The organism is Myxococcus xanthus (assembly GCF_006402735.1).
Taxonomy (GTDB): Bacteria; Myxococcota; Myxococcia; order Myxococcales; family Myxococcaceae; genus Myxococcus; species Myxococcus xanthus_A.
Genome location: NZ_CP017174.1, coordinates 4001877 through 4026851 on the forward strand (window position 1 = coordinate 4001877; position 24975 = coordinate 4026851).

Here is a 24975-nt window from a genome sequence, read left to right on the forward strand (position 1 = left end):
GGTCACACTGTAATGGGCCGGGGGCTCGCTTACTGGGAACCCTCCGTATGGACGTCCACGAGCGTCATCATCCCGGCCTCGGCGTGCTCTTGGATGTGGCAGTGGAGCATCCAGGCCCCCACGTCCTGCGGGAACATCGCCACATCCACCGTCTCCCTTGGACGAACCAGCACGGTGTCGCGCCAGTGTCCCTCGTCCACCGATGCACCATCGCGCGCCACCACGCGGAAGAACTGGCCATGCACGTGCATGGGGTGCAGGCGGGAGGACTCGTTGACGAACCGCAGCGTGGCCCATTGGTGGGCAGGGAGCCGGTAGACCTTGTGGTGCGCGGAGGCATGCTCCCCCTCGTGGTGGAACGCCTCGTCATTGATGGTCCACTCGATGCCGAAGGGGCCTCCCCGCCTCGCATTCAGCCGGAAGGTCTCCGCGGGTAGCAGTGCACGCGCTGGAGAGAGGTCAGGGCTCGGGGGTGGGGCAAGTGCTGCCACTTCGGGCGGCCGCACGACCTCTCCAGACACCACCAGCGTTGCGAGAGGGAACGGCCTGCGAGTGAAGTGGTCCATCACCTCCAGGCGCTCGTTGCTCGGCGCCTCGGGAACGGTGAAGTCCAGGTCGACGCGGTTCCCTGGCGCGAGCTCCAAGCGGGAGGCCGGCAGCGGCCGGTCCGTGGCCAGCCCGTCGACCGCGATGACAGATGCGCCCAGCCCTTCGAAGGAAGGCGCGAACACGCGCCCGTTTGCAACGTTGACCATCCGCAGCCGCACCCGCTCGCCGGGCCGCAGCGGGACTTCTGGCTGGACAGTCCCGTTCACCGTGGAGACCTGCCCCCAGCGGCCGTCGTGCGCAAGGTCCTGGCGCGTGTTGAATCGGCCATCAATCTGGCCACCCGCGTCGAGGCGCCAGTCGTCGAGCACCCAGACGAGCTCGCGTGAGAAAGGGCCGGGCTTCTGGTCCTCCACGATGAGCACGCCGAACAGCCCCCGCTCGACTTGCTCGCTCCCGCGCAGGTGCGGGTGAAACCAGTAGGTTCCTGCGTCCTTCACCTTGAACTCATAGACGAAGGTTCCCCCAGGTGGGATGGGAGGCTGGGTCACCCCGGGCACGCCGTCCATTCCGTTCGGAAGCCGGATGCCGTGCCAGTGAATGGTCGTCGGCTGAGGCAGCTTGTTGGTGAAGCGCACGCGGACCGTGTCGCCATGGGTGGCGCGAAGGGTGGGGCCGGGTACCTGGCCGTTGTATGCCCAGACCTCCAGACTCCGGCCATCCAGGAGCGGGAGGGCTGTCGGGGCCGCGACGAGCTCGAACTCGCGCACGCGGCCCGTGGACGGCGTGTCTTCAGGGTAGGGCGGTGCCGCGCGCGGCTGCCGGTGCGTCGCCATGGCGGCATCCTCCTGGCCGAGGCCGAGTGCCGCGAGCATTGCGAGGAGGGCAACGAGAGCTGCCCCGATGAACCAGCGATTGCGATGCATGAAGCCTCTTCACGAATGGATGGAAGGTGCAGGAGCCCTCGCTCCGCCTCCGTGAGCGGGCGAGGAGGGGACCAGGTCGCCGTGGTGGCGTGGCCCAGCCCCAGGCGCGCGACCTCGGTGCGCGGCCTTCGCTTGCCTGGGAAGGGCGCCGCCTGAGAGGCCACGATGCTGGAGTCACGGTGTAACCCCAGGAATCACACCACGAGTTGCGTGCCGCACCGGCCCTGCGACGCTGCCTCGAGGCCGGGTTCTCCCGGCGCAACATCGTCCCGGAACGGCGGTCTACTGGATGGTGACGAGCCCGCTGATGTGGTCCATCGCGCAGGCGTAGCGCAGCGTGCCCGACTTGCTGGGGGTGAACTCCACGGTCACCGGCGTGTCCATGGGGAGCGGCTTGTTGATGCCCAGGTCGGCCATGACGATTTCCGTGGCGCACGTCTTGGCCGTCTTGCGCGTGACCACGAGGCGGACGGGCTGCCCCGCCTTCACCTTCACGTTCGAGGGCTCGAAGCCCTGGGGGGTCACCGTGAGGTCCACGGTCTGGACGCCGTTCTTGGAGGCCGGGGCCGAGGCGGGCTTCTGCGCGGGCGCAGCGGCCTTCTTGGCCGTGCCTCCGTGCGCGGAATGCTCGCCGTGCCCGGCGTGCTCGCTCTGTTTGGCGTGCTCGTCACACGCGACCGCGGGGGCCGCGGCAATCAGGGGGAGTGCGGCAAGGAGTCCCATCAGGCTCTTCTTCATCGCTTGGTTGCTCCCAGAGTGAGGATGCCCTCGGGGACGTCCGGCATCCTGTGAAGTCGGTCCGCTGGAGCACAACGCGTGCCGATGACTGAACGCGCCTGTTCATGCGGGGTTGCCGTGGCGCGGCGCCTGTCCGGAGTACCCAGACGGGTTTCGCTGTAACCGGCCCGGTCACAGGTGGAGCGTGAAGCGGCGTCGTTTCACGGCGCCGTGAAGTGCGGTTCATGGCCGACACGCTGCGGGTGGCGCACGAGGCGCTGACCACCGCGGCTGGACCTCTTCGCAGGTGTAAGCCTTTCGGGGGAGGCGCGTCAGTGGGGGGAACCCGCTAGCTCGCGGGCAGGAGGAAGCCCCATGAATGCCGTTGAAGCAGCCTCGTCCCGGTCTCCCGCGGGCGCCCTGGAGCGGATGGACCTCGCCGTGTCGGGTATGACGTGCGCCGCATGCGCGCGCCGCGTGGAGCGCACTCTGAGCGAGGTGGAGGGGGTCCAGGAGTGCAGCGTCAACTTCGCCACCCGCCGGGCCAGCGTACTCTTCGACGCTCGGACCACGTCCGTCAGTGCACTGGCCCATGCGGTGGCCGACGCCGGCTATCGCGCCGAGGTGCCGCAGGCTTCCACCGCCGAAGAGACGGACGCCGCGGAGGAGCGAGGGCTCCGGCGCCGGCTCGCCGTGGCCGTGCTCTTCGGCTTGCCGGTGGTCGTCCTGGCCATGTCCCACGGAGCGCTCGACTTCACCGGTTCCACCTGGGTGCAGCTCGGCCTGACGCTGCCAGTCATGGTGTACAGCGGTGGTCCCATCTTCCGGGCTGCGTGGGCCGCGTTGCGGCACAGGTCGGCCGACATGAACGTCCTGGTGGCGCTCGGGACCGGCGCGGCTTTCATCTACTCAGTGGTGGCCACCGTGTGGCCGACATTCATGGTCGCCGGGGACCACGGTGGTCATGGTGGGCACGGAGCCGCACCTCCCATCTACTTCGAGGCTGCGGCCGCGGTGATTGCCTTCGTGCTGCTCGGGCGCTTCCTGGAATCGCGAGCACGCACCCGGGCAGGGGATGCCATCCGGCGGCTTCAGGCGTTGGCCCCTTCCATCGCCACCGTGCTGGAGAATGGCGTCGAGCGAGAGGTTCCACTCGCCGAGGTGCGGGTGGGGGACCGTGTGGTGGTGCGTCCGGGGCAGTCCATCCCCGTCGATGGCTCCGTCGTGGACGGGACCTCCTCGGTGGACGAATCCATGCTCACGGGGGAAAGCCTGCCGGTGGAGAAGGCAGCGGGCGCGGAGGTCTTCGCCGGGACGATGAACGGCACGGGCCGCCTGGTCTTCCGCGCGGCCAAGGTGGGGAGTGACACCGCGCTCCAGCAGATTGTCCAGGTGGTGGAGCGGGCCCAGGGCACCAAGGCGCCCATCGCGCGCCTCGCGGACGTGGTGAGCGGCGTATTCACTCCGGTGGTGCTGCTCATCGCCATCGCCACGTTCGCGGCCTGGTTCGTCCTGGCCCCCGAGGAGACGCGCCTGACGATGGCCCTGCTCAACGCGGTGGCCGTACTGGTCATCGCTTGCCCGTGCGCCCTGGGCCTGGCCACGCCCGCGGCGCTCATGGTGGGGATGGGACGGGGTGCGCAGCTCGGAGTGCTGGTGAAGAGCGCCGCTTCGTTGGAAGGAGCGAGTCGTATCGACACCGTGGTGCTCGACAAGACGGGAACGCTGACCCAGGGGCGCCCGGCGGTGGTCCGCGTCCTCGCCGCGAGCGGCATGACGGAGGAGGAAGTGCTGACCCTCGCCGCCGCCGCCGAGTCGGCGAGCGAGCATCCGCTGGCCCGCGCTGTCCTGTCCGAGGCCTCCAACCGGGGCCTGAAGGTCGGAACGCCCGAGTCGTTCACCTCCACTCCGGGACATGGTGTGGAGGCCCAGGTTGGCGGGCGCAGGGTGCTCGTGGGCAGTCGTCGGATGCTGGACGGACGGGGCGTGTCCGGGAGCGAGGACGCCGAGCGTGTGCTCACGACGGACGGGCAGACGCCCGTGCTCGTCGCGGTGGACGGGCGCTGGGTCGGTGCCATCGGCATCGCGGATCCGGAGCGGGAGGAGGCCGCCACGGTGGTCCAGTCCCTGCGGAGCATGGGGCTTCACGTGGTGATGCTCACGGGCGACCATGAGGGACCGGCCGCACGGGTGGCGCGCGCTCTCGGCATCGACCGGGTCTTCGCTGGTGTACTGCCGTCCGGCAAGGCGCACGTGGTGCGTACGCTCCAGGCGGAGGGACGGCGCGTGGCCATGGTGGGGGATGGCGTCAACGACGCGCCGGCCTTGGCGGAGGCGGACCTCGGAGTTGCCATGGGGACGGGGACGGACGTGGCCCGGGATGCCGCGGGCGTCGCGTTGCTGCGCTCCGATTTGCGAGGACTGCCGGCGGCACTCGGACTGGCTCGCACCACGATGCGGGTCATCCGACAGAACCTGTTCTGGGCTTTCCTCTACAACGTGCTGGGCATCCCGGTAGCGGCGGGGTTGCTCTACGGCCTGACAGGATGGCTGTTGTCACCGATGCTGGCGAGCGTGGCCATGTCCCTGTCGAGTGTGTCGGTGCTGCTCAACAGCCTGCGTCTGCGGCGCCTGCGCCTGCCAGCGCCCCAGGCGGCCTGAGCCAGACCTTCCTCACGAAGTCCCCACGGCGCCACGGTCCTCCCTTCGGGACCGTGGCGTTCGTGCATTCACGGCACCTGTAAGAGCCCGGCTCTTGGCCCGTCAACAGGGATGAACGCGGTGGACATGAGGGCGCGACCTGCTCCCTGGCCTGCCGCGTGGAACCTGCGTCCAGGGAGAGAGCGTCATGTTGGATTCTATCGAAGTGGGAGTCGTCTCTGGCAGCGTGCTGGCCGCGGCGGCCACCGTCCTGTTCTTCTTCGGCCCGCGCCAGCGCACCCGGGCCCGGAGCGAGGTCGGCGGCGCGCAGGAAGTGGACCTGATGGTGGACGGCGGCTACCGCCCCGACCGCATCGTGGTGCGCGCGGGCGTGCCGGTGAAGCTCAATGTCCTGCGCACGGACCGCTCCGCGTGCTCGGAGCAGCTCGTGCTCGGCGACCTCGGCGTCTCGCGCACCCTGCCCACCGGGCGCGTGGTGACCATCGAGCTGCCCGCGCTCACGCCCGGCGCGTACGACTTCACCTGCGGCATGAGCATGCTGCGCGGCCGCCTCATCGCAGAGGTCTGAGCCCCGAGCCTGTAAGTCGCCGGCCCCTGCCGCGTCCAAGGGGCTGAAGCCGGTCACCTGCTCCGAAAGGAATCCCATCATGAAGAAGCTCCTCGTCCTCTCCTTGTTGTCTCCCCTCACCGCCTGCGCCGCCGCTCCCTGGAGCGCGCTCGATGAGGATTCCACGTCGCCCACTTCGCTGCGTGCTCCGGAGGCCCCCCGTCCGAATCTGGTCGCAGTGCTGACAGATGCTGATCCGCTGCGTGCGCCGTCGGGGATTGCCTCCGAGGACGGAGTCAAGGGGAGCGACCACTCGGGTCATCAAGGGCACTCAGGCGGTCATGGTGGCACCGCTCGGCAAGGCAACGCGACGGGGCATACCTCTGGGCACTCGGGCCATGGTGGACACACGGGGCATGGCGCGAAGCAGGGGAGCGCTCACGATGGACACGGGGGGCACTCTGGTAGCGCCCCGGATGCCGGCATTCCCGCCCCCAGCCACGACCATCACCAGCACTAGCCGCCCGCGACGGAGAGAGGCACCATGAAGACCTGGTCATCGTCACGCTGGAAGCGGCCCGCTGCGGGCACCCTCGTGGCATCCATGCTCACATTGGGGGGATGCGTCACCGTTCCCCTGGCGAATGATGCGCGTGACGTGCACACGACGCTCGGCGCTCGTTGGATGCCTGGGGGCCCGGTCGTCGGGCTCACCAGCGAGGCCCTCCGGGGAGAGGACGCGGACGCGGCCGTGCGGGCGCTGCTGGCCCAGCCGCTCACCGCCGACACGGCCGTCCGCATCGCCCTGCTGAACAACCGCGACCTGCGCGCCGCGATGCACGAACTGGGCGTCGCCACTGGCAACCTGGTGCAGATGAGCCTTCCTCCCAATCCAGAGGTAGAGCTGGAGATGCGAAAGCCCACCCGTGGCGGGCAGCCCCTGCAAGGGGACATCGGGCTCGAGTACGACCTGTCCGAGCTCATCCTCCTGCCGCAGCGTCGCGGGGTGGCCCAGGCCGAGCGCACGGCCGCGCGCGCACTCACGGCGGGCGAGGTGCTGCACCTGGCCTACCGCACGCGCCTGGGCTTCTACGAGGTCCAGGCCCGGCACCAGCAACTGGAGCTGCGCAACCGGGCTCTGCAAGTCGCACAGGCGGGCTACGGCACGGCGGTGGAGCTGGAGAAGGCGGGCAACGTCCGCGCGCTGGAGGTGGCCACCGAGCGCTCCGCCGTGGAGTCCGCGCGCCTGGCCGTGGCCGAAGCCGAGAACGCCCTGCTGGACTCGCGCGAGGCCCTCAACGTGTTGCTGGGCCTCTTCGGTCCCCGCACGCAGTGGACGGTGGATTCGCCGCTGGCCGACCCCGTCAACGACCTGGATTCGGGGGAGGGGCTGGAGGCGCGCGCCATCGAGGCGAGCCTCGACCTGGCCGAGCTGCGCGGCCGGATGGAGGCCGCCGACCGGCGCCACGGGCTCGCGCGGACGGAGGGTTTCCTGCCCCACCTGTCTGGCGGCTTCCACGGCGAGAAGGACGAGGACCGGTGGGAGATGGGGGCGCACCTCACGGTGGGGCTGCCGCTGTTCGACCGCAAGCAGGGCGTGCGCATGGCGGCCCTTTCTTCGCGCGAGTCCCTGAAGGCCCGTTACGAGGCCACGGCCACCGCCATCCGCGCCTCGCTGCGCCAGGCCCGCGGCCGAGTGGAGTCCACGGGGCGACGAGCGCGGCACGTCCGTGACGTGCTCCTTCCGGCCCGGCGCCAGGTGCTCGACGAGACGGTGCTCCAGTACAACGCCATGCAGGTGGGCGTCTTCGAGGTGCTGCGTGCCCAGGCCGCCGTGACGGACGCGGCCAGCACCTACGTGGAGACGCTGCTCGACCACCACCGCGCCCGCTCAGCGCTGGAGCAACTCCTGGCGGGCCGTCACCAAGGCTTGGAGCTGGGCTCCATCCGCGTTTCGTCGATGAGCGCGAGCTCCGGTGCGGCCGCCGCGGCGGACGCGCACTGACCTTCGCATTCACGGCACTTCGACATCGAGAGGACACACCACCATGGACCGCAGGCAGTTCATTCAGCTCGGCGCACTCGCTGGGGGCACGCTGGTCGCAAGCCACGCCCTCGCGCAAGGACAGTCCCACGCCGTGCCCTCCGCTCCCGTCAGCGCACGCGCCAGGACGCCGAGCATCGTCGCTCCGGGCGGGCAGGTGGCCGTCACCACGCCCAACGGCTCCACGCTGCCCTGGAGGAAGGTGGGTGGAGTGAAGGTGGGCCACCTGGTGGCCATGCCTGTGAAGCACACCTTCGCCCCTGGGCTGGAGGTGGAAGCGTGGGGCTACAACGGCTCGACGCCGGGGCCCACCATCGAGGCGGTGGAGGGAGACCGCCTTCGCATCTACGTCACCAACCGGCTGCCCGAGCCGACCACCGTGCACTGGCACGGGCTCATCATTCCCAATGGCATGGATGGCGTGTCCGGGCTGAACCAGCGCCCCATCGCCCCCGGAGAAACCTTCGCCTACGAGTTCACGCTGAACCAGCCGGGCACGTACATGTATCACCCGCACTACGACGAGATGACCCAGATGGCGCTGGGGATGATGGGCATGTTCATCGTCCATCCGAAGCGTCCGCGCGGCCCGAGAGTGGTCCGCGACTTCGCGCTGATGACGCACGAGTGGAAGGTGCTTCCAGGCATGCGCCGGCCGGACCCCAACGCGATGAGCGACTTCAATGTCCTCACGTTCAACTCCAAGGCCTTCCCGGCCACCGAGCCGCTCGTCATCGGACGCGGGGAGCGGGTGCGCATCCGCCTGGGGAATCTGTCCGCCATGGACCACCACCCCATTCACCTGCACGGCCTGTCCTTCGAAATGACGGGGACGGATGGGGGCTTCGTCCCCGAGTCCGCCCGCTACCCGGAAACCTCGATCCTGGTGCCGGTGGGGAGCACCCGGGTCATCGAGTTCGTCGCGGACGAGCCGGGTGATTGGGCCATGCACTGCCACATGACCCACCACGTGATGAACCAGATGGGACACGCGGCTCCGGTGACGCTGGGCGCTGACGCACGGGCCATCGACCGGCGGGTGCAGGCGCTGGTGCCGGGGTACATGACGATGGGGCAGGATGGCATGGGCGGCATGGAAGAGATGGGCATGCCAATGCCGGCCAACAGCATTCCCATGAAGGGCGGCAAGGGGCCCTTCGGCCCCATCGACATGGGCGGCATGTTCACGCTCCTCAAGGTGCGCGAGAACCCGGACACCGAGGATGGAAGCGGCTGGTACGTGCACCCGAAGGGGACGGTGGCGGACAAGGCCGACCCGGTGCGCATGGACGCGGACGGCATCAATCCGGACGTGCGCTTTGGTTGATGACGCAGGGGGCGGAGGACGGCTTGCACCAGGTCCTCCGTCCCTGTACCTGAACGGCATGAGTGACATGAATCAGGGAGCGGACGCGGAGACCGATGGCGCGGTGCGGCCTCTGTCCGCCGACGTCATTTCCAGTCTGGTGGAGAACCACCGGGAGTTCTTGCGCTTTCTCGAGCGGCGGGTTGGGAGCCGCGCGGTGGCGGAGGACATCCTTCAGGATGCGTTCGTCCGCGGCATGGGCAAGGCGGAGACGCTCCGCGAAGATGAGTCGCTGACGGCATGGTTCTACAGCGTGCTGCGCAACGCGGTCATCGACCATTACCGGCGTCGTGGCACGACGGAGCGCGCGCTGGCTTCGCTGGCCAGCGAGCTCGAGGAGGGCCATGCACCGGAAGCGGAACTGGCGCAGGCTGTTTGCCAGTGCGTGGGCCGACTGGCCGGCACCCTCAAGCCCGAGTATGCCGAGGCGCTGCGGCGTGTGGAGGTGGAGGGCGTCAGCGTCCAGGCTTTCGCTCTGGAGGCGGGCATCACCTCCAACAACGCGGCGGTGCGATTGCACCGTGCTCGCAAGGCGCTCAAGAAACAGTTGGAGGTTTCTTGCGGTACGTGCGCCTCGCACGGCTGTCTGGACTGTACGTGTGGGACGCAGGGCGCCGAGAAGAAGGCCGGGGGTTGCGGGAGCGCGACGGCATGACCTGACCGCAGCTTCCAATCGATGGGCGCAGCCGAGCCGCGCGGAGCCCGAGTCTTTCTGGGCTTCACGCGCATGTTGGCTGTCATTGCCGCGACGGCGCCTCACACGAGGGACTATGTGTGGGGAGGGGCTGGTGGTGCGGACGGGCAAGGGGGCCCGTCCGCACACGGGGGCAGCTCATGCGGTGGGGGCGGACTCGTACCCGGCCTCGCGGAGTGCCTCGATGAGGGTGTTGACGTTCGCGGCCGCGGCGTCGTGTTTCACGAGTACCTGGCCGTGCTCGAACCGCACGTTTACGTCCTGCACGCCTTCGACTTCACGCAGCGCGGTGTTGATGTGGCTGACGCAGGACCGGCAGGACATTCCCTCGACCTTCAGGAGGGTCTCATCATTCGGGTTCATCGGGTGGCTCCATCATCCAGCGGCGTTCATCGCCGCCTCGAAGAGGGAGACGCAAACTGTCGCGGGTACTTACAGTTGCGCGGCTCATCACCCGCGCGGCCCCGAACTCACTGCTGACAACCGGCGTGCCAAACCTTCTGGCGCGACGACGTCTACGTCAACGAACCAACCTTGGTTTGAGCGTCGTGCTCCGTGTTCTCGGCCCAAACTGCGTATTCCTGACAGTTTCAATGTCCCGGAGAGTCAGTGCTCCACCGGTGGCTTTCGCCATGCGGATGCAGGTGGTACGGCACCCCCATCGAGGTCCCCATGTGCCGAAACCTATGGCTGCTGGCGAGCATCGTTCTCTTCGCTGCCTGTGTCTCCGAGCCGAAGAGGCTGCCCGCCTCCATGGACCCATCGAATCCGGATGCACCCGAGGCCCCTCCTGCGCCCCAGTTGACCGCATTCGCGGCCTCCACTCCGGAAGTGCCTGCGCCTGACATGTCGCAAGAAGAGATGGGGCACTCCCATCGCGGTGCATCCTCGGATGGAGGCGTTGTCGTCTACACGTGCCCCATGCACCCTGAAGTGCAGTCCAACAAGCCAGGAAGGTGCCCGAAGTGCGGTATGGCGCTGGTTCCGGAGAAGCCTGGAGACACGGAGGTAAGGGACGCAGGGTCACCCGGCGCTGCACCGGCCGACCATGACCACGCCCCCGGGCACGGAGGGCATCCGTGAGGCTGTCTTTGCTCGTGGGCGCGGCACTGCTGGCAGGAGGTTGCGCGTCCATCCAGAAGGAGCGGGGCCACGCGGAGGTCGCGGCGCTCGTCGAGGAGCGGCTGGGCCGCAAGACGCGCTGGAACCAGGGCACTCCGGAGGACGCCGAGGTCGCGCGCCATCTCGACGCGCTCCTGAAGGAGGACCTCACCTCGGACCATTCGGTGGAGGTGGCCCTGCTCAACAATCCGGCGCTCCAGGCCACCTACGAGGACCTGGGCGTCTCGCAGGCCGACATGGTTCAGGCCGGCCTGCTCTCCAACCCGACTTTGGACGGGAGCATCGGCTTTCCCATTTCCGGGCGTGGCGTGTCAGAGCACGAGGTCTCGCTGGTGCAGGACTTCGTGGACCTCTTCACGCTGCCCCTGCGCAAGCGCGTCGCCCGGGAGCAGTTCATGGCGGACACGCTACGGGTGGCGCACGAGGCGCTGGCCACCGCGGCCAAGGTGCGCAAGGCCTTCAGCGAGGTGCAGGCCCTCCAACAGCTCATGGAGCTGCGCCGCATGGCGCTCCAGGCAGCCGTGGCGGCGGCGGACCTCTCCGCCCGGCTGCGCACCGCGGGCAACATCACCGAGCTGGAGCTTGCGAGTGAACAAGCCGCCGCCGAGGGAGCCCGGCTCGAGCTGGCGGAGAGTGAACTCGCCTTGGTGGAGGCTCGGGAGCACCTCAACCGCCTCATGGGGCTGTGGGGGCCCCGTACGCAATGGACTCTCTCCGAGAAGCTTCCTCCGTTGCCTGACCAGGAGGTCTCACTGGCGCACCTGGAGTCGCTCGCCATCCGTCAACGGCTGGACATCGACGCCGCCCGAAAGCAGGCCATGCTGCTCTGGAATACGCTGGAGCTCGCGCGGAGTGCTCGCTTCTTCGGGCGCGTGGAAGTGGGCGTTCACGAGCACCGGGACGCGGACGGCCCCAGGCTCTTTGGCCCGACCCTGTCTCTGGAGTTGCCCATCTTCGACCAGCGCCAGGCCCTCATCGCCCGGCTGGAAGCTCAGCACCGCCAGGGTGAGCGGCGGCTGATGGAGCTGTCCATCAACACCCGCTCGGAAGTGCGCGCCGCCCGCGCCCGGCTGCTGGCGCTTCGCATGGTGGCCGACCGTTACCGGCGAGTGGTGTTGCCCCTTCGTGAGAAGGTCGTGGAGCAGTCGCAGCTCCAGTACAACGCCATGCAGATAGGCCTCTTTCAACTGCTCTCCGCCAAGCGCGAGCAGGTGGAGGCGTATCAGGGCTACATCGAGGCCGTCCGCGACTACTGGATGGCGCGGGCCGACCTTGAGCAACTCGTGGGTGGCCGGCTGCGGGAGGGCAGCGAGGCACCCACGCCATCGCCCTCGCAGCCGTCCCAGCACGTACCACCTGGGCCGCCCGGCCCACCCGCGCAGCCAGCACAACCCGGGACACCCACCGGGCACGGACAGGACGTCACCCATGGCACGGAGAGCCCCCATGAGCACCCGCACGACTGAGACCGAGCGCGCACCGGGCCGTGAGGATGACGCCCCTGGGACTCTGGAGCGGAGGGGCGCCCCTGGAAACGCTCCGGCGATTGGAGCCGATGGAACGCTGACGCGGCGGAGCATGCTAGCCACGGCGGGAGCCACGCTCACGGGAGGATCGCTGCTGCTGAGTGGTTCCGCGGCGCGCGCCCAGTCAGCCGTCCCAGGAGCACGCGGGCCTCGCGAGGGCTCCGCGGCTGACACCGGCCAGCGGTATGCGCGGCAGGACTGGCAGCGCCCCGGAATGCCCGACCGGGACTACCGGCCCGTGGTGGTGCCCAATGGCTCCAAGCTGCCGTGGAAGGTCGTGGACAACGTGAAGGTCTTCCACCTGGTGGCCGAGGAGGTGGAGCATGAGTTTGCCCCGGGACTGAAAGCCTTCTGCTGGGGCTACAACGGCCGAGTCCACGGGCCCACCATCGAAGCGGTGGAGGGTGACCGGGTGCGCATCTACGTCACGAACCGGCTACCCGCGGCCACCACCGTCCACTGGCACGGACTCCTGCTTCCCAGCGGTATGGATGGCGTGGGCGGCCTCAGCCAGAAGTCCATCGCTCCAGGCGAGACGTTTCGGTACGAGTTCACCCTGCGCCAGGCGAGTACGAACATGTACCACTCGCACCATGACGAGATGACGCAGATTGGCCTCGGGATGACGGGCATGTTCATCATCCACCCGCGCCGACCCGTGGGGCCCCGCGTCGACAGGGACTTCGTCATCCTCCTGCATGAATGGCGCATCGATGTCGGCACCGAGCGGCCCAATCCGAATGAGATGACGGACTTCAACGTGCTCACCATGAACGCGAAGGCGTTCCCGGGCACGGAGCCGCTCGTGGTGCGCCAGGGCGAGCGGGTGCGCATCCGGCTGGGCAACCTGAGCCCGCAGAACCATCACCCCATCCACCTGCACGGCTTCCACTTCCATATCACCGAGACGGATGGCGGGCGCGTCCCCGAGTCCGCGCAGCATCCGGAGGGAACGGTGCTCGTCCCCGTGGGCAGCACACGCGTCATCGAGTTCGTGGCGGACGTGCCCGGGGACTGGGCCATGCACTGTCACATGACGCACCACATGATGAATCAGATGGGCCATGAGTTCCCCAATATGATTGGCGTGAAGCCGGGGGGCCTGGACGCGAGGGTTCGCACGCTGCTACCGGGCTACATGACGATGGGCCAGACGGGGATGGCGGAGATGGGCGAGATGGGGATGCCCGTTCCGCCCAACTCCATTCCCATGCTGGGGGCCCAGGGCAAGCACGATTACATAACGGCGGGGGGCATGTTCACCGTGCTCAAGGTTCGCGCACGGTTGGAGAGCTACGCGGACCCAGGCTGGTACGACAACCCGCCCGGCACGCTGGCCGTGGCGGCCACCTCGGACGAGCTGCGCCGGGACGGTATCGACGTGAATGCCCCGGCCCTGGTCAATCCCGGCGCACCGGCCTGACCCTTCCCATGATGAGGCGGGCTCCGCCTCCAACTCACGCAGGGGCACCAGCCGCTTCAGTTGGTCCGGAAATCGGGGGGCAGACCACCCGTCGCCTTGAACCAAGTCCTAACGGCCTCACTTCTTCGGGGGCGCCTCCACCCCCGAGAAGACCAGCACCTGTTCCGGGAGCCGGGCGCCGCGGATTGCGATCGCTGAGACGGCGCTATTCAGCTCAGCCAGTTCGGCCGGCGTGAAGCGCACATCAGCCGCCCCAATGTTCTCGAGCATGTGTGCCATCTGTGTCGTCCCCGGGATGGGGACGAGCCAGGGCATTTGCGCCATCAGCCAGGCCAGCGCGATCTGGGCGTGCGTGGCACGCTTCCGCTCGGCCCAGCGCTTGACGAGTTCAATGAGGGTCAGGTTGTGCGGCAGGTTCTCGGGAGCGAAGCGGGACTCAATGCCGCGAATGTCGCCTGGAGCGAAGCGCGTCTTTGCGTCGATGGCCCCCGTGAGAAACCCCACGCCGAGCGGGCTCCACGGTACGAAGCCGATGCCCAGTTCCTGGCACAGCGGGATGATGACCGCTTCGGGGCCACGCCACAGCATCGAGTATTCGTTCTGGACGGCGCTCACGGGCAGCGCGGCATGAGCGCGGCGCAGTGTCTTGGGCCCCATCTCGGACAGGCCCCAGTGCATAACCTTGCCCTGGGCCATCAGGTCCTTGACCGCCCCGGCGACGTCTTCGATTGGGACCTCGGGGTCGACCCGATGTTGGTAGAGGAGGTCGATACGGTCGGTGCGGAGGCGCTTGAGCATGCCCTCGACGGCCAACTTGATACGGTCCGGGCGGCTGTTGAGGCCTGGGCGGCGCTCGCCGGTCTCGAGGTCGATGTTCCAGCCGAACTTGGACGCGATGACGGCCTTGTCTCGGAAGGGGGCGACGCCCTCGCCGAGAATGCGCTCGACCTCATGAGGACCGTACGCCTCGGCTGCATCGAAGAAGGTGACACCCCGGTCGAAAGCGGCCCGGATGATGTTGAGCATCTCGGGCCGGCTCGGGACCGTGGTCTGGTAGGTGCGGCTCATATTCTGGACGCCGAGCCCAACGCTGGAGACCTCCAGTGAGCCCAGTTGTCGCCGTCCGAACGCCTTGGGGGCAGGCCGCCTGCCCGGCGCCGTCGGCTTCGCGGAGACCTGTGAGGCCGCACAGCCCAAGAGCGGCGTGGTGGCCAGGGCTCCCGCCGACAGCAGGAAGGAGCGGCGTTCCATCTTGTTCTTGCGTCCTGATGTCATGTGCAGTCGTTCCCTCAATGCAAGGTGCGCAGTGCGTTCAGTCCGTCGAGCACCTGCTTCGGCTCGCCCTCCAGCGGCATGTTCGCCATGTCGCGCACGCCATCCAGCGCGCCCGGAGATTCCGCATCGAGCGAGGCGAACAGTGCGTCGACGTCCTTCGGTGCCGGGCCGGTCGTGGCGATGAGTTCGAACGTCTTGCCCAGCGCATCACCTGGGCGACCAGGATTGGGTCGCGATCCCGTGCTTCTCGTGCACATGGGCCTGTCTTTCTTGCGCGTCCGTTGCGCGGTTTGCGGTGGGCCTCGACTCGAGGCTCCGCACCGCCGCAAACGAAAGTAGCCATGCGGGCTGCACCGAACTAGATGGCGCGAGGGCGAAGGGCCTTGAAGCTGTGATTGAAAATGGCTGTTGCCAAGACACTGCCCAATCGGAGCGTCAGCGCCTGGGTGCGGTGCGGTTCTCGGCGTTCACCCGGCGGGTGAAGGCGAGCGCGGGACGCTCCGCGACACGGGGCTGGCTCATACCGTCTTGACGGCCAGTTCCTTGGCTACATCGATGAAGAGGCGCAGCGGCGCCGAACGCTGCGCCCGGCTGGGGAAATAGAGGAAGTAACCGGGTACGGTGGGCGCGTACTCCTCAAGCACACGCACGAGTCGCCCCGTGCGCAGCGCCTCTTTCACCAGCGGCTCGAAGGCGTAGGCCAACCCCAGGCCCTGCTCCACCAGTGCCAGCGTCAGCTCACGGTGGTTGGTGACGATTCCGCCGCGTACCGGCACCCGCCAGTTCCTCTTTCCCCGCTCCAACTCCCAGGCGTAGAGCCCTCTGCTCGAAGGCATGCGGATGGTGAGGCACTCGTGGCGCAGCAGGTCCTCGGGCTTCTGGGGCGTGCCGTGCCTCGCGAGGTACGAGGGGGCGCCCACGACAACGAAGCGGAAAGCTTCGGTGAGGCGTACCTGCACCATGTCGCGCTCGATGGCCTCGTGCAGGCGCACACCCGCGTCGTAGCCCTCCGCCACGATGTCGACGAGGCGGTTCTCGACGACGACCTCTACCTCTATCCGCGGGTGGCGTTTGCGGAATGCAGGCAGCACCGGTGTGATGACGAAGGGCACGGCAATCTCGGGCACCGTCAGCTTCAGCCGCCCCACTGCTTCGCCCGGCTGAGCCGACACTTCCATGAGGCTCGCGAGCACCTGACTGAGGCCTGGACCTGCGCCCTCCAACAGCCTCCGTCCTGCGTCGGTGAGTGCCATGCTTCGGGTGGTGCGGGCGAAGAGCACGACGCGCAGCTGCGTTTCGAGCTGGCGCATGGACTGACTCACCGCTGCGGGGGAGACGCCGAGTTCGCGGGCCGCGGAGCTGAAGCTCCCAAGGCGCGCCACCACGAGGAACACTTGGAGCTGCGGGAGGAGCGTCGTCTTCATCGCGTGCGTCCCTTCGGGCCTCCGACGCCGTGCTCTGCCAGCAGGTAGCGCCCTGAGCGTCGGTGCGCGTTCAATGACGATGTTCTATCAACCGCCCATCTTCAAGCACGGCTTCAAGGCCCTTCGCTCCTCCGCCACCTGGTCCGACGCGTCCGGAGCGGATACTTCTCTTTGCGTTGGCGAGGGCAGTCAACGAAGGCAAGTCAGGGAGGCGCAAAGCCATGAACCGAAGCGCATGGGTCCACCTGTTGCTCGTCGCGAGCGCGATGACGACGTCGTGCGCGAAGTCCGCCGCGGTCCGCGCTGAAGGCCGCGAGTCACCGGGCACCGTCGCGTCGGGCAACGGGAACAATTCCTTCACCCTGGTCTACGAGGGGGCGATTACGAAGAATGAGCCCGGCAAGGTCAACATGCAGACCGTCACGTACAAACTGAACGGCCTGGATATTTCGGCCAACGTCTACACCCCTGCCAACTACGAACCGAAGAAGGCTTATCCGGCCGTCGTGGTTGCGCACCCGAACGGCGGGGTGAAAGAGCAGGTGGCGGGCCTGTATGCGCAGCGATTGGCGGAACATGGCTACATCACAATCGCAGCCGACGCGGCATACCAGGGGGCCAGTGGCGGTCAGCCGCGCAACGTGGACAAGCCCGCATACCGCATCGAGGACATCCACGGCATGGCGGACTTCATCGCCCGCTATCCGGGCGCCGATGTCGCGCGTCTGGGGTTGCTCGGAATCTGTGGTGGCGGCGGCTACTCGTTGAAAGCCGCGCAAACCGACAAGCGATTCAAGGCGATCGCGACCTTGAGCATGTTCAACTCCGGGCGGGTGCGTCGTAATGGCTACCTGGATTCACAACCGTCCACCATCCAGGAACGCCTGCAGCAGGCTTCGGCTGCCCGCGCCCAGGAAGCGGCTGGCGGGGAAATTCTCTATTCAGGGGATGCCAATCTGACCGATGAGCAGATCGCCCAATTGCCGTTCGATTTGTATCGGCAGGGTTACGAGTACTACTGGAAGACGCACGCGTACCCCGGCTCGACCTTCAAGTACACGACGAGCAGTTTGCTGGACCTGATGAGCTTCGACGCCACCGACCAGCTCGAACTGCTCGACAAACCCTTGCTGATGATCGCGGGCAGCAAGGCCGACAGCCTCTACATGACCGAGGATGCGTTCGCCAAGGCCACCGGCACGAAGGACAAGGAGCTCTTCAAGATCGACGGCGCCACCCATATCGAGACCTACTGGGTCCCCAAGTATGTGGACGCCGCCATGAACAAGCTGACGGAGTTCTTCGGAAGGTCGCTCGGGAGGTGATGCCAATCCGGACGCTATCTTCTTCATGGTGGAGCCGACTGTGGCTCGTCGCGTCCTCGAGGGGCCGTCGTCGAACCCCGGGCAGGACAATTGACGCGTCCGGCTCTCGATGGCGCGGTTCTGGCGCGACGCGCTCAATCGCCACGGTGGCGACGCCACCGTCGTCCACCTGCCGGAACTCGTGATCCGGGGCAACACCCACTTCCCGTTCTCCGACACGAACAACGTCGAGATCGCCAATTTGCTGTCGAAGTTCCTTGCGGAGAAGCACCTCGATGGAGGCGGACGCCCATGACGGAATGGGGTGATCGCTATTTTGAGCACGCTCAGCGAGATAGGACCCTCCTCATGAATAAGTCCCTCTGCGGAGTCGCGGTTTGCGCAGCGGCCCTCTTCACGGGCTGCGCAGCCGCCCGACATGGCGCTGCGAAGTCCCCCGCGGCCGCCCAGCAGATCATTCGCGCAGGCACCCAAGCATCCACAGCCGGGTCGATGGATTACTTCACCGGGCGAGTACGCGTCGAGCCGTTGTCTCCCGCCAGCAGCGACATCAATGCCTCGACCGCCTACGTGACCTTCGAGCCTGGCGCCCACTCGGCATGGCATACCCATCCCAGGGGGCAATTTCTCATTGTGATTGCCGGTGCAGGTTTGACGCAGGAGTGGGGAAGGCCTGTTCAGGAAATCCGCCCCGGCGACGTGGTGCGGTGCCCACCCGGTGTCAAGCATTGGCACGGTGCCGCGCCGACGAGTTCGATGACTCACCTGGCCGTGACCGGTTCTGTGGATGGCAAGAGTGTGACCTGGTTGGAGAAAGTGACGGATGACCAATACAACGCCGCCGGCGCTGCCGCACCCCAGGAGCACAAGGCGATGACGGCCGAACAAGTCCTTTCAGCCAAACAGCAGGCCATTCCACTGATCGCGTCCTTCATGGCCGCGAGCGACATGCCCAAGCTCAACGCCGCCTTGAACCAAGGTCTGGACGCGGGACTGACCATCAGCGAGGCCAAGGAGGTCCTCGTGCAGCTCTATGCCTACGTCGGTTTTCCACGCAGCCTGAACGCGCTGGGTGAGCTGATGAAAGTGGTGGAGGAGCGCAAACAGCGCGGTATCCAAGACGCACCTGGGCGTGAGCCCAGCCGAGCCATTCCCACTGGGGACGAGCTTGTCGCCATCGGGACAGCCAACCAGACCCAGATTTCTGGCGTGCCGGTTCAGGGGCCGCTCTTCGACTTCGCGCCGGTCATCAATCAGTATTTGCAGGCGCATCTGTTCGGCGACATCTTCGAGCGTGACAATCTCGACTGGCAAAGCCGCGAGCTGGCCACGGTCGGCGCGTTGGCCGCCACGCCGGGCGTGGAGCCACAGTTGCGCTCGCACATGGCCGCCAGCATGCGGGTAGGCCTGACGGCTGGACAATTGCGCCAATTGACGGAGGTGCTGGCCGAGCGTGGTGATGCAGATGCCGCCAGGCGTGCGACCAAGGCGCTTGCCGCGATGAAGGGACAGGACTGAACAACACTGACCTGCTCAGCGTGCGGTGTATCCGCCGTCGACCGGGAGCGCCACACCAACGACGAAGGCTTGACGCGTGATGGACAGGTCGACCAGGCAGGCCGACGAGGCCACCGTGCAGCGCGCTTCGGGTTTCGACGCCCCTTCGCCAGCTCGCTGGCTCGCGCCGCGAAGCTTCAGGAGCGCGCCGACGGACAGAACGGGTGGACCGACCTCCTGGGGGCCACCGTCGAGCCACTGACGGCCCTCAACGCCGTGGTTGAGGGTGGAGCCGAGAGTGCTTCAACTCGCTCACGTGCGGCCCTCCGCGGGCTGCTAGAGAATCGCCTCAAGGGCCGACTGAAGTTCAGAGTCGCCGTAAAGCTGGTCCGAGTAGCCGTAGAAGCTTTCGCGCACAAAGAGGGTTTTGTCTTTGATTTCAAGACTCTTCTGACCCGGGTCGTCGGCATTCTTGGCGACATTCAGGAAAACAATCCTGTTGAACTTTGCTCTGACGGCCTCACGGCCCATGTCATCCTTGCAGATTTCCTTCATCACATTGACGACGAGGCCCGGGCCATATGACTCGTAGTAGCTGTCGTAGCAGTCAAGGATCGTCTTGTCCTCGGGGAAGCTCGCAATGTCAATCTCAAACGGCAATTCGAATCCAATCGCTGCGTTGAGTTCTGACTGGAATCGAGCGGAGTGAGAGTCTTTGATGGCGGCGATGCGCCGACGCTCGGCGAGTCCCATGGTGTCGTCCTTGTAATCGAAATGCCTGATTGTTACTCCGAGTATTCTCGGGGAGCTTTTGTGCGTCAACCTGTTTCTTGCCGCACCCATGTCGAGACAGCATCCCGTCACCAGCTCCCTGCTCCCGTCTCGGCGTGCGGCGCGGCGCTGGAAGTCCACTGTCCTCAGTCGGGTTTTGGCGCTTCCGGGACCGGCATCGCCTGTATTGAACGCGTGGCCTACTCGATACGCGAGCGCACGAATCGCACCCGCTCCGGGAGCGATGCCTGGGGTAGGGGGAGCAGCTCGTAGCCAAGGCTCGTGTAGACCTCTACCATCGAACGATAGGTCGCCTTCGCCTCGTCGGGGGCCTGTTTGCGCTCGGCATCTTGCCCGAAGATTTCGGGCCAATGCGGCGCGATGAAGACACGTCGATTGTAGCGAAACAGCTCCGCGGCCTTCCAGAGGTGTGGCGGCACTGGAAGACCACATACCCGAAGGTATCCGATGACGTCGGGAACGCCGCGATCCAGGATGACAGGACGGCGTAGCTCGCAGGCCTCCTTGTGGGTTCGCATCTCCCATCCCAGCATCAGCTCGGCGAAGGCCGCCCGATCAGCCCAAGGGAGGGCGTCACCGCCTATGGCGACCTGATGCTGAATGATGGCACGGCCTGCCTCGGGCATGTGCGCGAGTCCCTCCACCGCCAGCGCCTCGATGAGACTGCTTTTGCCGGAGCCGGGGCCGCCTGTGATGACATGAAGATGAACGGTCATGGTCTCCTTCGAATGGGCGGGTATGTACCGCACCGGATTGTCGAGACACCAGGTTGGTCGCAATCAGGCCGCTTGCTTCGTCTACGGCAGCTCGCGGCCCACTGCTTCGCACGGGGATAGTGGGGTTAAACGACCACGATGTGCGGTAGCTCGACCTCACCTTCGCCACGGCTCAATGGCTGCAGAAAGGCGCGCTGACCGTCTACGGGCTGCGCTGGCCTTCGCCTGCGCTGGATGAACGCCTGCGCCGGGAGGAGCCCCTGATTGAAGAGCCTGCGGATGCGAGTGAGTCATTCGCGCAGCTCTGGCGGGACACCTTGGCGTTCGTGAGCACGGGGGAGTTGGTGTTCACGCCCGACGGCCGCTACGTCCTCCTGGCTGACAAGCGGGGAACCCTCCACCGGCTCTTCCTGCCCCCGATGACTGCCGAGGACCGCGACGGCCTCCCACGCTGAATCGTGAGTACCGAGCCTCGAGCCCAACCACAACGAACGCGAGGAGATCACGGCGGCGGGCCCGGTGCCGGTGCGCGCGCCGCGGGTCAACGACAAGCGCACCGAGCCGGCTACTGGGGAGCGGAAACGGTTCGCGTCGGCGCTCCTGCCCGCGTGGGCCCGCAAGTCGCCGCGGGTGGCCGAGGTGCTGCCGCTGCTGTACCTGCACGGCCTGTCCAGCTCGGATTTCGGTCCGGCGTTGACGCAGTTCCTGGGCACCAGCCACGGCCTGTCGGCGGCGACGAGCACGAGGTTGACCAAGGACTGCATCAAGGAACTCATCGCGTTCGACGACGGGCACCGCGAATCGACCGAGTCGTGGCTCGATCTGCTCCGCGGCTGTAATCGCCGTGGCTTGGCCGCGCCGGTGCTCGCGGTCGGCGACGGTGCCCTGGGGTTCTGGTCCGCGGTCCGCGAGGTGTTCCCCGAGACCCGCGAGCAGCGGTGCTGGTGGCACAAAATCGGCACCGTGCTCAACGCGCTGCTCAAGTCCGCCCAGCCGGGCGCGAAGAAGGCGCTCGCCGAGGCCTTTTCGGCGTTGGGGAACACGGACGCGCTCGCGACGAGCCGCCGGATGTCACGGCCCGACATCGGGTTGGCGATGACGCCGACCGTGGCGTCGGCCACCAGCCAGTGGCGGCTCACCCGCCAGCCGTTGGCGTGCTGCTCACCCATCGCCCTCCCTGCCCGCCGCCGTCGCGTGTGCCGTCTCCCGGATGCGCGTTTCCGCAGCCGCTGACAAGGGGCACGATCGTCATCTGACAAGACCCGCCTGATGCCTCCGGCTTGACGCATGCCGATATCGGCATATGATGGTGACCCATGGCACGAGCAGCGACGACGTCGGACGTCTTCAACGCGATCGCCGAGCCGCAGCGCCGGGAGATCCTGGTCCTGCTGCGGGCGGGTGAGCGGCCGGTGACCGAGGTGGCCCAGGAGCTGGGGATGACCCAGCCGGGGGCGTCCAAACACCTGCGGGTGCTCCGGGAGGTCGGGCTGGTGCGGGACCGCAAGGCAGGCAAGCAGCGCCTGTACGGCCTTGACGCCCGCAAGCTGCGGCCGGTCCACGAGTGGACCGGCGGGTTCGAGCGGTTCTGGAGCGAGAGCTTCGACCGGCTGGACGCGTACGTGCAGGACCTCAAGCAGGCAAGGCAGGAGGAGTGACCGATGGCAGCGACACCAATGGCAGTGACAGGACGGAACTCGCCGGCGCAGTCAGCGACGGCCGATCGCGAGATCGTGATCTCCCGGGTCATCAATGCTCCACGGGAGCTGGTGTTCGAGGCGTTCACCGAAGTCCGGCACCTGTCGCGATGGTGGGGACCGGAGGGGTTCACCACCACCACGCGGGCGTTCGAGTTCCGCGTCGGCGGGGAGTGGGACTTCGTGATGCACGGACCGGACGGGACGGACTACCAGGAGTGGATCTCCTGGACCGAGATCGCCCCGCCGGAGCGGATCGCGCTGCTGCACGGTGAGTCCCGCGGCGACCCGAACGCCTTCGAGTCGGTCCTCACGTTCGCGCCCGACGGCGCGGCGACGCGGATCGAGATGCGCACGGTGTTCCCCACCAAGGAGCTGCGCGACGTGGCTGTCGAGAAGTACCACGCGATCGAAGGCGGCCAGCAGACCCTGAGCAAACTGGCTGCCTACGTCACCGAGATCGTTCGGAAGGGAGTTGAGGACTGATGGCCGGAAAGGTGTTCTTCAGCGTGACGATGTCGCTGGACGGGTTCATCGCGCCCGAGGAGCGCACCAGGCCCGCGAGGCCGCCGGTGACCGAGACGTCCGCGTCGCGGGCGGCGGCGCAACGATCCTGGAGTACGTGAACGCCGGCCTGATAGACGAGTTCTCGATCGCGCTCTCACCCGTGCTGTTCGGCTCCGGAATCCGCCTGTTCGAGGGCGTGGACGAGGGCCGCGTGGCCCTGGAGCCGGTCCGCGCGGAGCCGACGCAGCGGGTGACCCACCTGACCTACGCAGTCCGGAAGCGGTAACTGTCTCGACCTCGGCGCCCCCCGCCGAGGTCAGTAGCGTGGTTGAGATCCTCGACGCTCTGAGCGTCAGGACGGGCGCGCGTTCGGGCCGCGAGCTCGGCCGCGCGCTCCTCCGGGAGGGACCTCACGGCGTTGTCGTGGAACTTCCTCGCCAGCTCAGGCTTCGCCAGCGAGTCACCAAGGGCCCCGGCTCCCGCGCCGCCGGTGTCGTGATGGCGTTCAACGACATGACGTCGCGCACCTCGCTCATTCGCCTTGATGCGCTCATGTCGCGGCGCCCGAGTTTTGGGTAGGCACACTCAGCTGGACTTGAGCGACATCGAGCGGCGCTTGCTCAGGCCCGCTGGTAGCGGAGGTACAGCGCGCCAGACTGGAAGGTGCGGGTTTCTTTCAGTCGCAGCGGGACGAGGTGATCGAGCTGCGGGAAGTATGGCTTGCCTCCGCCCACGAGAACCGGCGAGAGGACCTGCCGGTACTCGTCGAGCAGCCCCAATCGCGCGAACGCCGATGCGAGGCCCGGGCCGCTGACCGCCAGGTCTCCGTGGTGCTCCTGCTTCAGCCTCGCCACCTCGGCGGCGATGTCGCCCCGGACCAGCAGACAGTTCTCGCTGACCTTTTCGAGCGTGGTGGAGAACACGGCCTTGGGCTTGCTCTTCCAGATGCGCGCGAACTCCGCCATGAAGCCCGAGGCCGACGGTTCCGTGTCGACGGTCTGCCAGACCGACATCACCTCATACATGCGCCGGCCGTACAGGAACGCGCTGAAGTCCTGGGCCTGTTGGTTGAAAAACTGATGCAGTTCCTCGTCCGGCCGGCCCCACGCGAACGACCCGTCAGGGCCTTCGATGAATCCGTCCAGCGAGAGGTTCATCAGATAGACGATGTGACCCATGATACCCGCTCCTTCTTGGTTCATCTGGAGCCCAATAATTAGCATGTTTTCACCTGGCAATTGTGTGCGAATACTGCCGATGACGTCCACACGCAGGTGTTCCTTAGTGAACTGGCTGCCGTTGTCGTATCGGACGCTCAGCTCCCTCGCCACGCCCCGACCGTACGCACCGAAGCGAGCCTTGACGCGCTCATGACGCAGCGACCGAACTGTGGATGGGCACACCGGGAAGGGCGCCGCCAAGTTCCGAGGCGAGGGCGACGAAATTGACCAACTTCGTGATGTCCGAGGGGACCTACCTGTCCACCATCCCAGTTCGCGGGATGGAGGGTGGGAATCTCCTTGAGCCTGTCGATGACCCACGCGTGTGGCACGGCGTCGAGGCTGTTCCAGATGTTCCGGTTCCAGGCGTATTGGGGGTGGGGCAGGAGCAGGCTGACCGGCGGCCGGGAGCACGTAGACGTGGCCCCAGTCCCCGGTGCTGAATGGCCCGCCTGATGGATTGAACAGGGCCAGTGCGAGCGTCGGCGCTAGCGTCGCCCAGGCAGTGGCCACTGAAGATGAGCGTCTTTGAACCTGTCGCGCTCAGCGATCGTAGAAATTCCACCAAGGTTTGCTGGGTCGTCAGCTTGTCGGTCATGCCCAGCAGCTTGTTGTTGATGCTGTTGTCCTTGTTATTCTTGTCATGGTCGGAAGACGCGTTTGTTCCCGCGATGTTCTGGACGTCCGACAGGGCCAGGAAGGTGGTGAGCTTGGTTTGCGGTGTCTGGGCCAGCGTCTTGGTTTCGCCTGGCGTGTCGCCGACACCGATGGACTCCCAGGCGAGGAGGAAGGCCTTCTGACAGAGATTGAGGGGAAGGATGGTGGATGACATAGGAGCCCTCTGCGCCGTTGTGGGACCCACTCAGGGATACTGAGTGTGGGATGGGCCTCCAGGGCTTTGGCCCGGGTGCCCACTCGCCGGAAGTGCAGGGGAGGTGTCAGCCCTCTGC

General features: G+C 67.0%; 26 protein-coding genes and 1 pseudogene. 17 read left to right on the forward strand and 10 right to left on the reverse strand.

Translation table 11 applies throughout. The features are described from left to right. Positions 1 to 29: 29 nt before the first annotated feature. Positions 30 to 1382, reverse strand: coding sequence for a multicopper oxidase family protein (locus BHS09_RS17050; protein WP_237080394.1), 1353 nt, complete (start codon positions 1380 to 1382; stop codon positions 30 to 32). A gap of 372 nt (positions 1383 to 1754) precedes the next feature. Next, positions 1755 to 2210: a cupredoxin domain-containing protein gene (locus BHS09_RS17055; RefSeq protein WP_140791339.1), complete on the reverse strand. Its 456-nt coding sequence runs from the start codon at positions 2208 to 2210 to the stop codon at positions 1755 to 1757. Positions 2211 to 2564: 354 nt separating this feature from the next. Between BHS09_RS17055 and BHS09_RS17060 the strand changes: the two genes are divergently transcribed. From BHS09_RS17060 to BHS09_RS17085, 5 genes are all read left to right on the forward strand, one after another. Then, positions 2565 to 4850, forward strand: a complete 2286-nt coding sequence (locus BHS09_RS17060) for a heavy metal translocating P-type ATPase (RefSeq protein ID WP_140798374.1) — start codon at positions 2565 to 2567, stop codon at positions 4848 to 4850. A gap of 187 nt (positions 4851 to 5037) precedes the next feature. After that, the gene (locus BHS09_RS17065; RefSeq protein WP_140798375.1) at positions 5038 to 5418 is read left to right on the forward strand and encodes a cupredoxin domain-containing protein; all 381 of its coding nucleotides are present in this window, start codon (positions 5038 to 5040) and stop codon (positions 5416 to 5418) included. Positions 5419 to 5941: 523 nt separating this feature from the next. After that, positions 5942 to 7402: a TolC family protein gene (locus BHS09_RS17075; RefSeq protein ID WP_140798376.1), complete on the forward strand. Its 1461-nt coding sequence runs from the start codon at positions 5942 to 5944 to the stop codon at positions 7400 to 7402. A gap of 43 nt (positions 7403 to 7445) precedes the next feature. Continuing rightward, the gene (locus BHS09_RS17080) at positions 7446 to 8768 is read left to right on the forward strand and encodes a multicopper oxidase family protein (protein WP_140791347.1); all 1323 of its coding nucleotides are present in this window, start codon (positions 7446 to 7448) and stop codon (positions 8766 to 8768) included. A gap of 58 nt (positions 8769 to 8826) precedes the next feature. Beyond that, on the forward strand, positions 8827 to 9462 hold the full coding sequence (locus BHS09_RS17085) for an RNA polymerase sigma factor (protein WP_140791349.1): 636 nt from the start codon (positions 8827 to 8829) through the stop codon (positions 9460 to 9462). Positions 9463 to 9639: 177 nt separating this feature from the next. Here BHS09_RS17085 and BHS09_RS17090 read toward each other — a convergent pair whose 3' ends face one another. Beyond that, entirely contained in the window at positions 9640 to 9864 is a 225-nt protein-coding gene (locus tag BHS09_RS17090) for a heavy-metal-associated domain-containing protein (RefSeq protein ID WP_140791351.1), read from the reverse strand. A gap of 498 nt (positions 9865 to 10362) precedes the next feature. Between BHS09_RS17090 and BHS09_RS39405 the strand changes: the two genes are divergently transcribed. From BHS09_RS39405 to BHS09_RS17105, 3 genes are all read left to right on the forward strand, one after another. After that, positions 10363 to 10584 carry a heavy metal-binding domain-containing protein gene (locus BHS09_RS39405; protein WP_257792157.1) on the forward strand — a complete coding sequence of 74 codons (222 nt, stop codon included), beginning with the start codon at positions 10363 to 10365 and terminating at the stop codon, positions 10582 to 10584. Beyond that, positions 10581 to 12089, forward strand: coding sequence for a TolC family protein (locus tag BHS09_RS17100; protein WP_140798378.1), 1509 nt, complete (start codon positions 10581 to 10583; stop codon positions 12087 to 12089). Before BHS09_RS39405 ends, BHS09_RS17100 begins: the two co-directional genes overlap by 4 nt. A gap of 274 nt (positions 12090 to 12363) precedes the next feature. Beyond that, positions 12364 to 13572, forward strand: coding sequence for a multicopper oxidase family protein (locus BHS09_RS17105; RefSeq protein ID WP_335929702.1), 1209 nt, complete (start codon positions 12364 to 12366; stop codon positions 13570 to 13572). A gap of 117 nt (positions 13573 to 13689) precedes the next feature. Here BHS09_RS17105 and BHS09_RS17110 read toward each other — a convergent pair whose 3' ends face one another. The 3 genes from BHS09_RS17110 to BHS09_RS17120 form a co-directional block, all read right to left on the reverse strand. Beyond that, on the reverse strand, positions 13690 to 14847 hold the full coding sequence (locus tag BHS09_RS17110; protein WP_140791359.1) for an aldo/keto reductase: 1158 nt from the start codon (positions 14845 to 14847) through the stop codon (positions 13690 to 13692). 14 nt (positions 14848 to 14861) lie between these two features. Next, on the reverse strand, positions 14862 to 15104 hold the full coding sequence (locus BHS09_RS17115; protein WP_201799759.1) for a hypothetical protein: 243 nt from the start codon (positions 15102 to 15104) through the stop codon (positions 14862 to 14864). 261 nt (positions 15105 to 15365) lie between these two features. After that, positions 15366 to 16271, reverse strand: coding sequence for a LysR family transcriptional regulator (locus BHS09_RS17120; RefSeq protein WP_140791361.1), 906 nt, complete (start codon positions 16269 to 16271; stop codon positions 15366 to 15368). 221 nt (positions 16272 to 16492) lie between these two features. On the opposite strand from BHS09_RS17120, the gene BHS09_RS17125 reads away from it, so the two are divergent. The 3 genes from BHS09_RS17125 (at position 16493) to BHS09_RS17135 (ending at position 19114) form a co-directional block, all read left to right on the forward strand. Beyond that, positions 16493 to 17596 (forward strand): alpha/beta hydrolase, encoded by a 1104-nt coding sequence (locus BHS09_RS17125; protein WP_237080395.1) that lies wholly within the window; start codon positions 16493 to 16495, stop codon positions 17594 to 17596. A gap of 109 nt (positions 17597 to 17705) precedes the next feature. Then, positions 17706 to 17891, forward strand: a complete 186-nt coding sequence (locus tag BHS09_RS17130; RefSeq protein ID WP_201800557.1) for a hypothetical protein — start codon at positions 17706 to 17708, stop codon at positions 17889 to 17891. A 53-nt stretch (positions 17892 to 17944) separates the two neighbouring features. Further along, positions 17945 to 19114, forward strand: a complete 1170-nt coding sequence (locus tag BHS09_RS17135) for a (R)-mandelonitrile lyase (protein WP_140800695.1) — start codon at positions 17945 to 17947, stop codon at positions 19112 to 19114. Between the two features lie 315 nt (positions 19115 to 19429). On the opposite strand, the gene BHS09_RS17140 is transcribed toward BHS09_RS17135, so the two are convergent. Continuing rightward, the gene (locus BHS09_RS17140; RefSeq protein ID WP_140800696.1) at positions 19430 to 19846 is read right to left on the reverse strand and encodes a hypothetical protein; all 417 of its coding nucleotides are present in this window, start codon (positions 19844 to 19846) and stop codon (positions 19430 to 19432) included. Positions 19847 to 20064: 218 nt separating this feature from the next. Then, positions 20065 to 20601: an AAA family ATPase gene (locus BHS09_RS17145; protein WP_140798380.1), complete on the reverse strand. Its 537-nt coding sequence runs from the start codon at positions 20599 to 20601 to the stop codon at positions 20065 to 20067. Positions 20602 to 20918: 317 nt separating this feature from the next. On the opposite strand from BHS09_RS17145, the gene BHS09_RS38605 reads away from it, so the two are divergent. The 6 genes and pseudogenes from BHS09_RS38605 (at position 20919) to BHS09_RS39415 (ending at position 23091) form a co-directional block, all read left to right on the forward strand. Further along, a complete protein-coding gene (locus tag BHS09_RS38605; protein ID WP_161606768.1) occupies positions 20919 to 21056 on the forward strand; it encodes a hypothetical protein in 138 nt (45 codons plus the stop codon). A 28-nt stretch (positions 21057 to 21084) separates the two neighbouring features. Continuing rightward, positions 21085 to 21633 (forward strand): annotated as a pseudogene (locus BHS09_RS17150) (transposase); the annotation flags it as partial. Between the two features lie 284 nt (positions 21634 to 21917). Next, on the forward strand, positions 21918 to 22259 hold the full coding sequence (locus BHS09_RS17155) for an ArsR/SmtB family transcription factor (RefSeq protein ID WP_140798381.1): 342 nt from the start codon (positions 21918 to 21920) through the stop codon (positions 22257 to 22259). 3 nt (positions 22260 to 22262) lie between these two features. Further along, positions 22263 to 22784 carry an SRPBCC family protein gene (locus BHS09_RS17160; protein WP_237078352.1) on the forward strand — a complete coding sequence of 174 codons (522 nt, stop codon included), beginning with the start codon at positions 22263 to 22265 and terminating at the stop codon, positions 22782 to 22784. After that, positions 22784 to 22924, forward strand: a complete 141-nt coding sequence (locus tag BHS09_RS39410) for a hypothetical protein (RefSeq protein WP_237078488.1) — start codon at positions 22784 to 22786, stop codon at positions 22922 to 22924. Before BHS09_RS17160 ends, BHS09_RS39410 begins: the two co-directional genes overlap by 1 nt. Then, on the forward strand, positions 22921 to 23091 hold the full coding sequence (locus BHS09_RS39415) for a hypothetical protein (protein ID WP_328285534.1): 171 nt from the start codon (positions 22921 to 22923) through the stop codon (positions 23089 to 23091). The genes BHS09_RS39410 and BHS09_RS39415 overlap by 4 nt, the downstream gene beginning before the upstream one ends. 334 nt (positions 23092 to 23425) lie before the next feature. On the opposite strand, the gene BHS09_RS17170 is transcribed toward BHS09_RS39415, so the two are convergent. Continuing rightward, on the reverse strand, positions 23426 to 23983 hold the full coding sequence (locus tag BHS09_RS17170) for a dihydrofolate reductase family protein (protein ID WP_161605157.1): 558 nt from the start codon (positions 23981 to 23983) through the stop codon (positions 23426 to 23428). Between the two features lie 295 nt (positions 23984 to 24278). Beyond that, positions 24279 to 24857 (reverse strand): hypothetical protein, encoded by a 579-nt coding sequence (locus BHS09_RS17175; RefSeq protein ID WP_237080397.1) that lies wholly within the window; start codon positions 24855 to 24857, stop codon positions 24279 to 24281. Between the last annotated feature and the right edge of the window lie 118 nt (positions 24858 to 24975).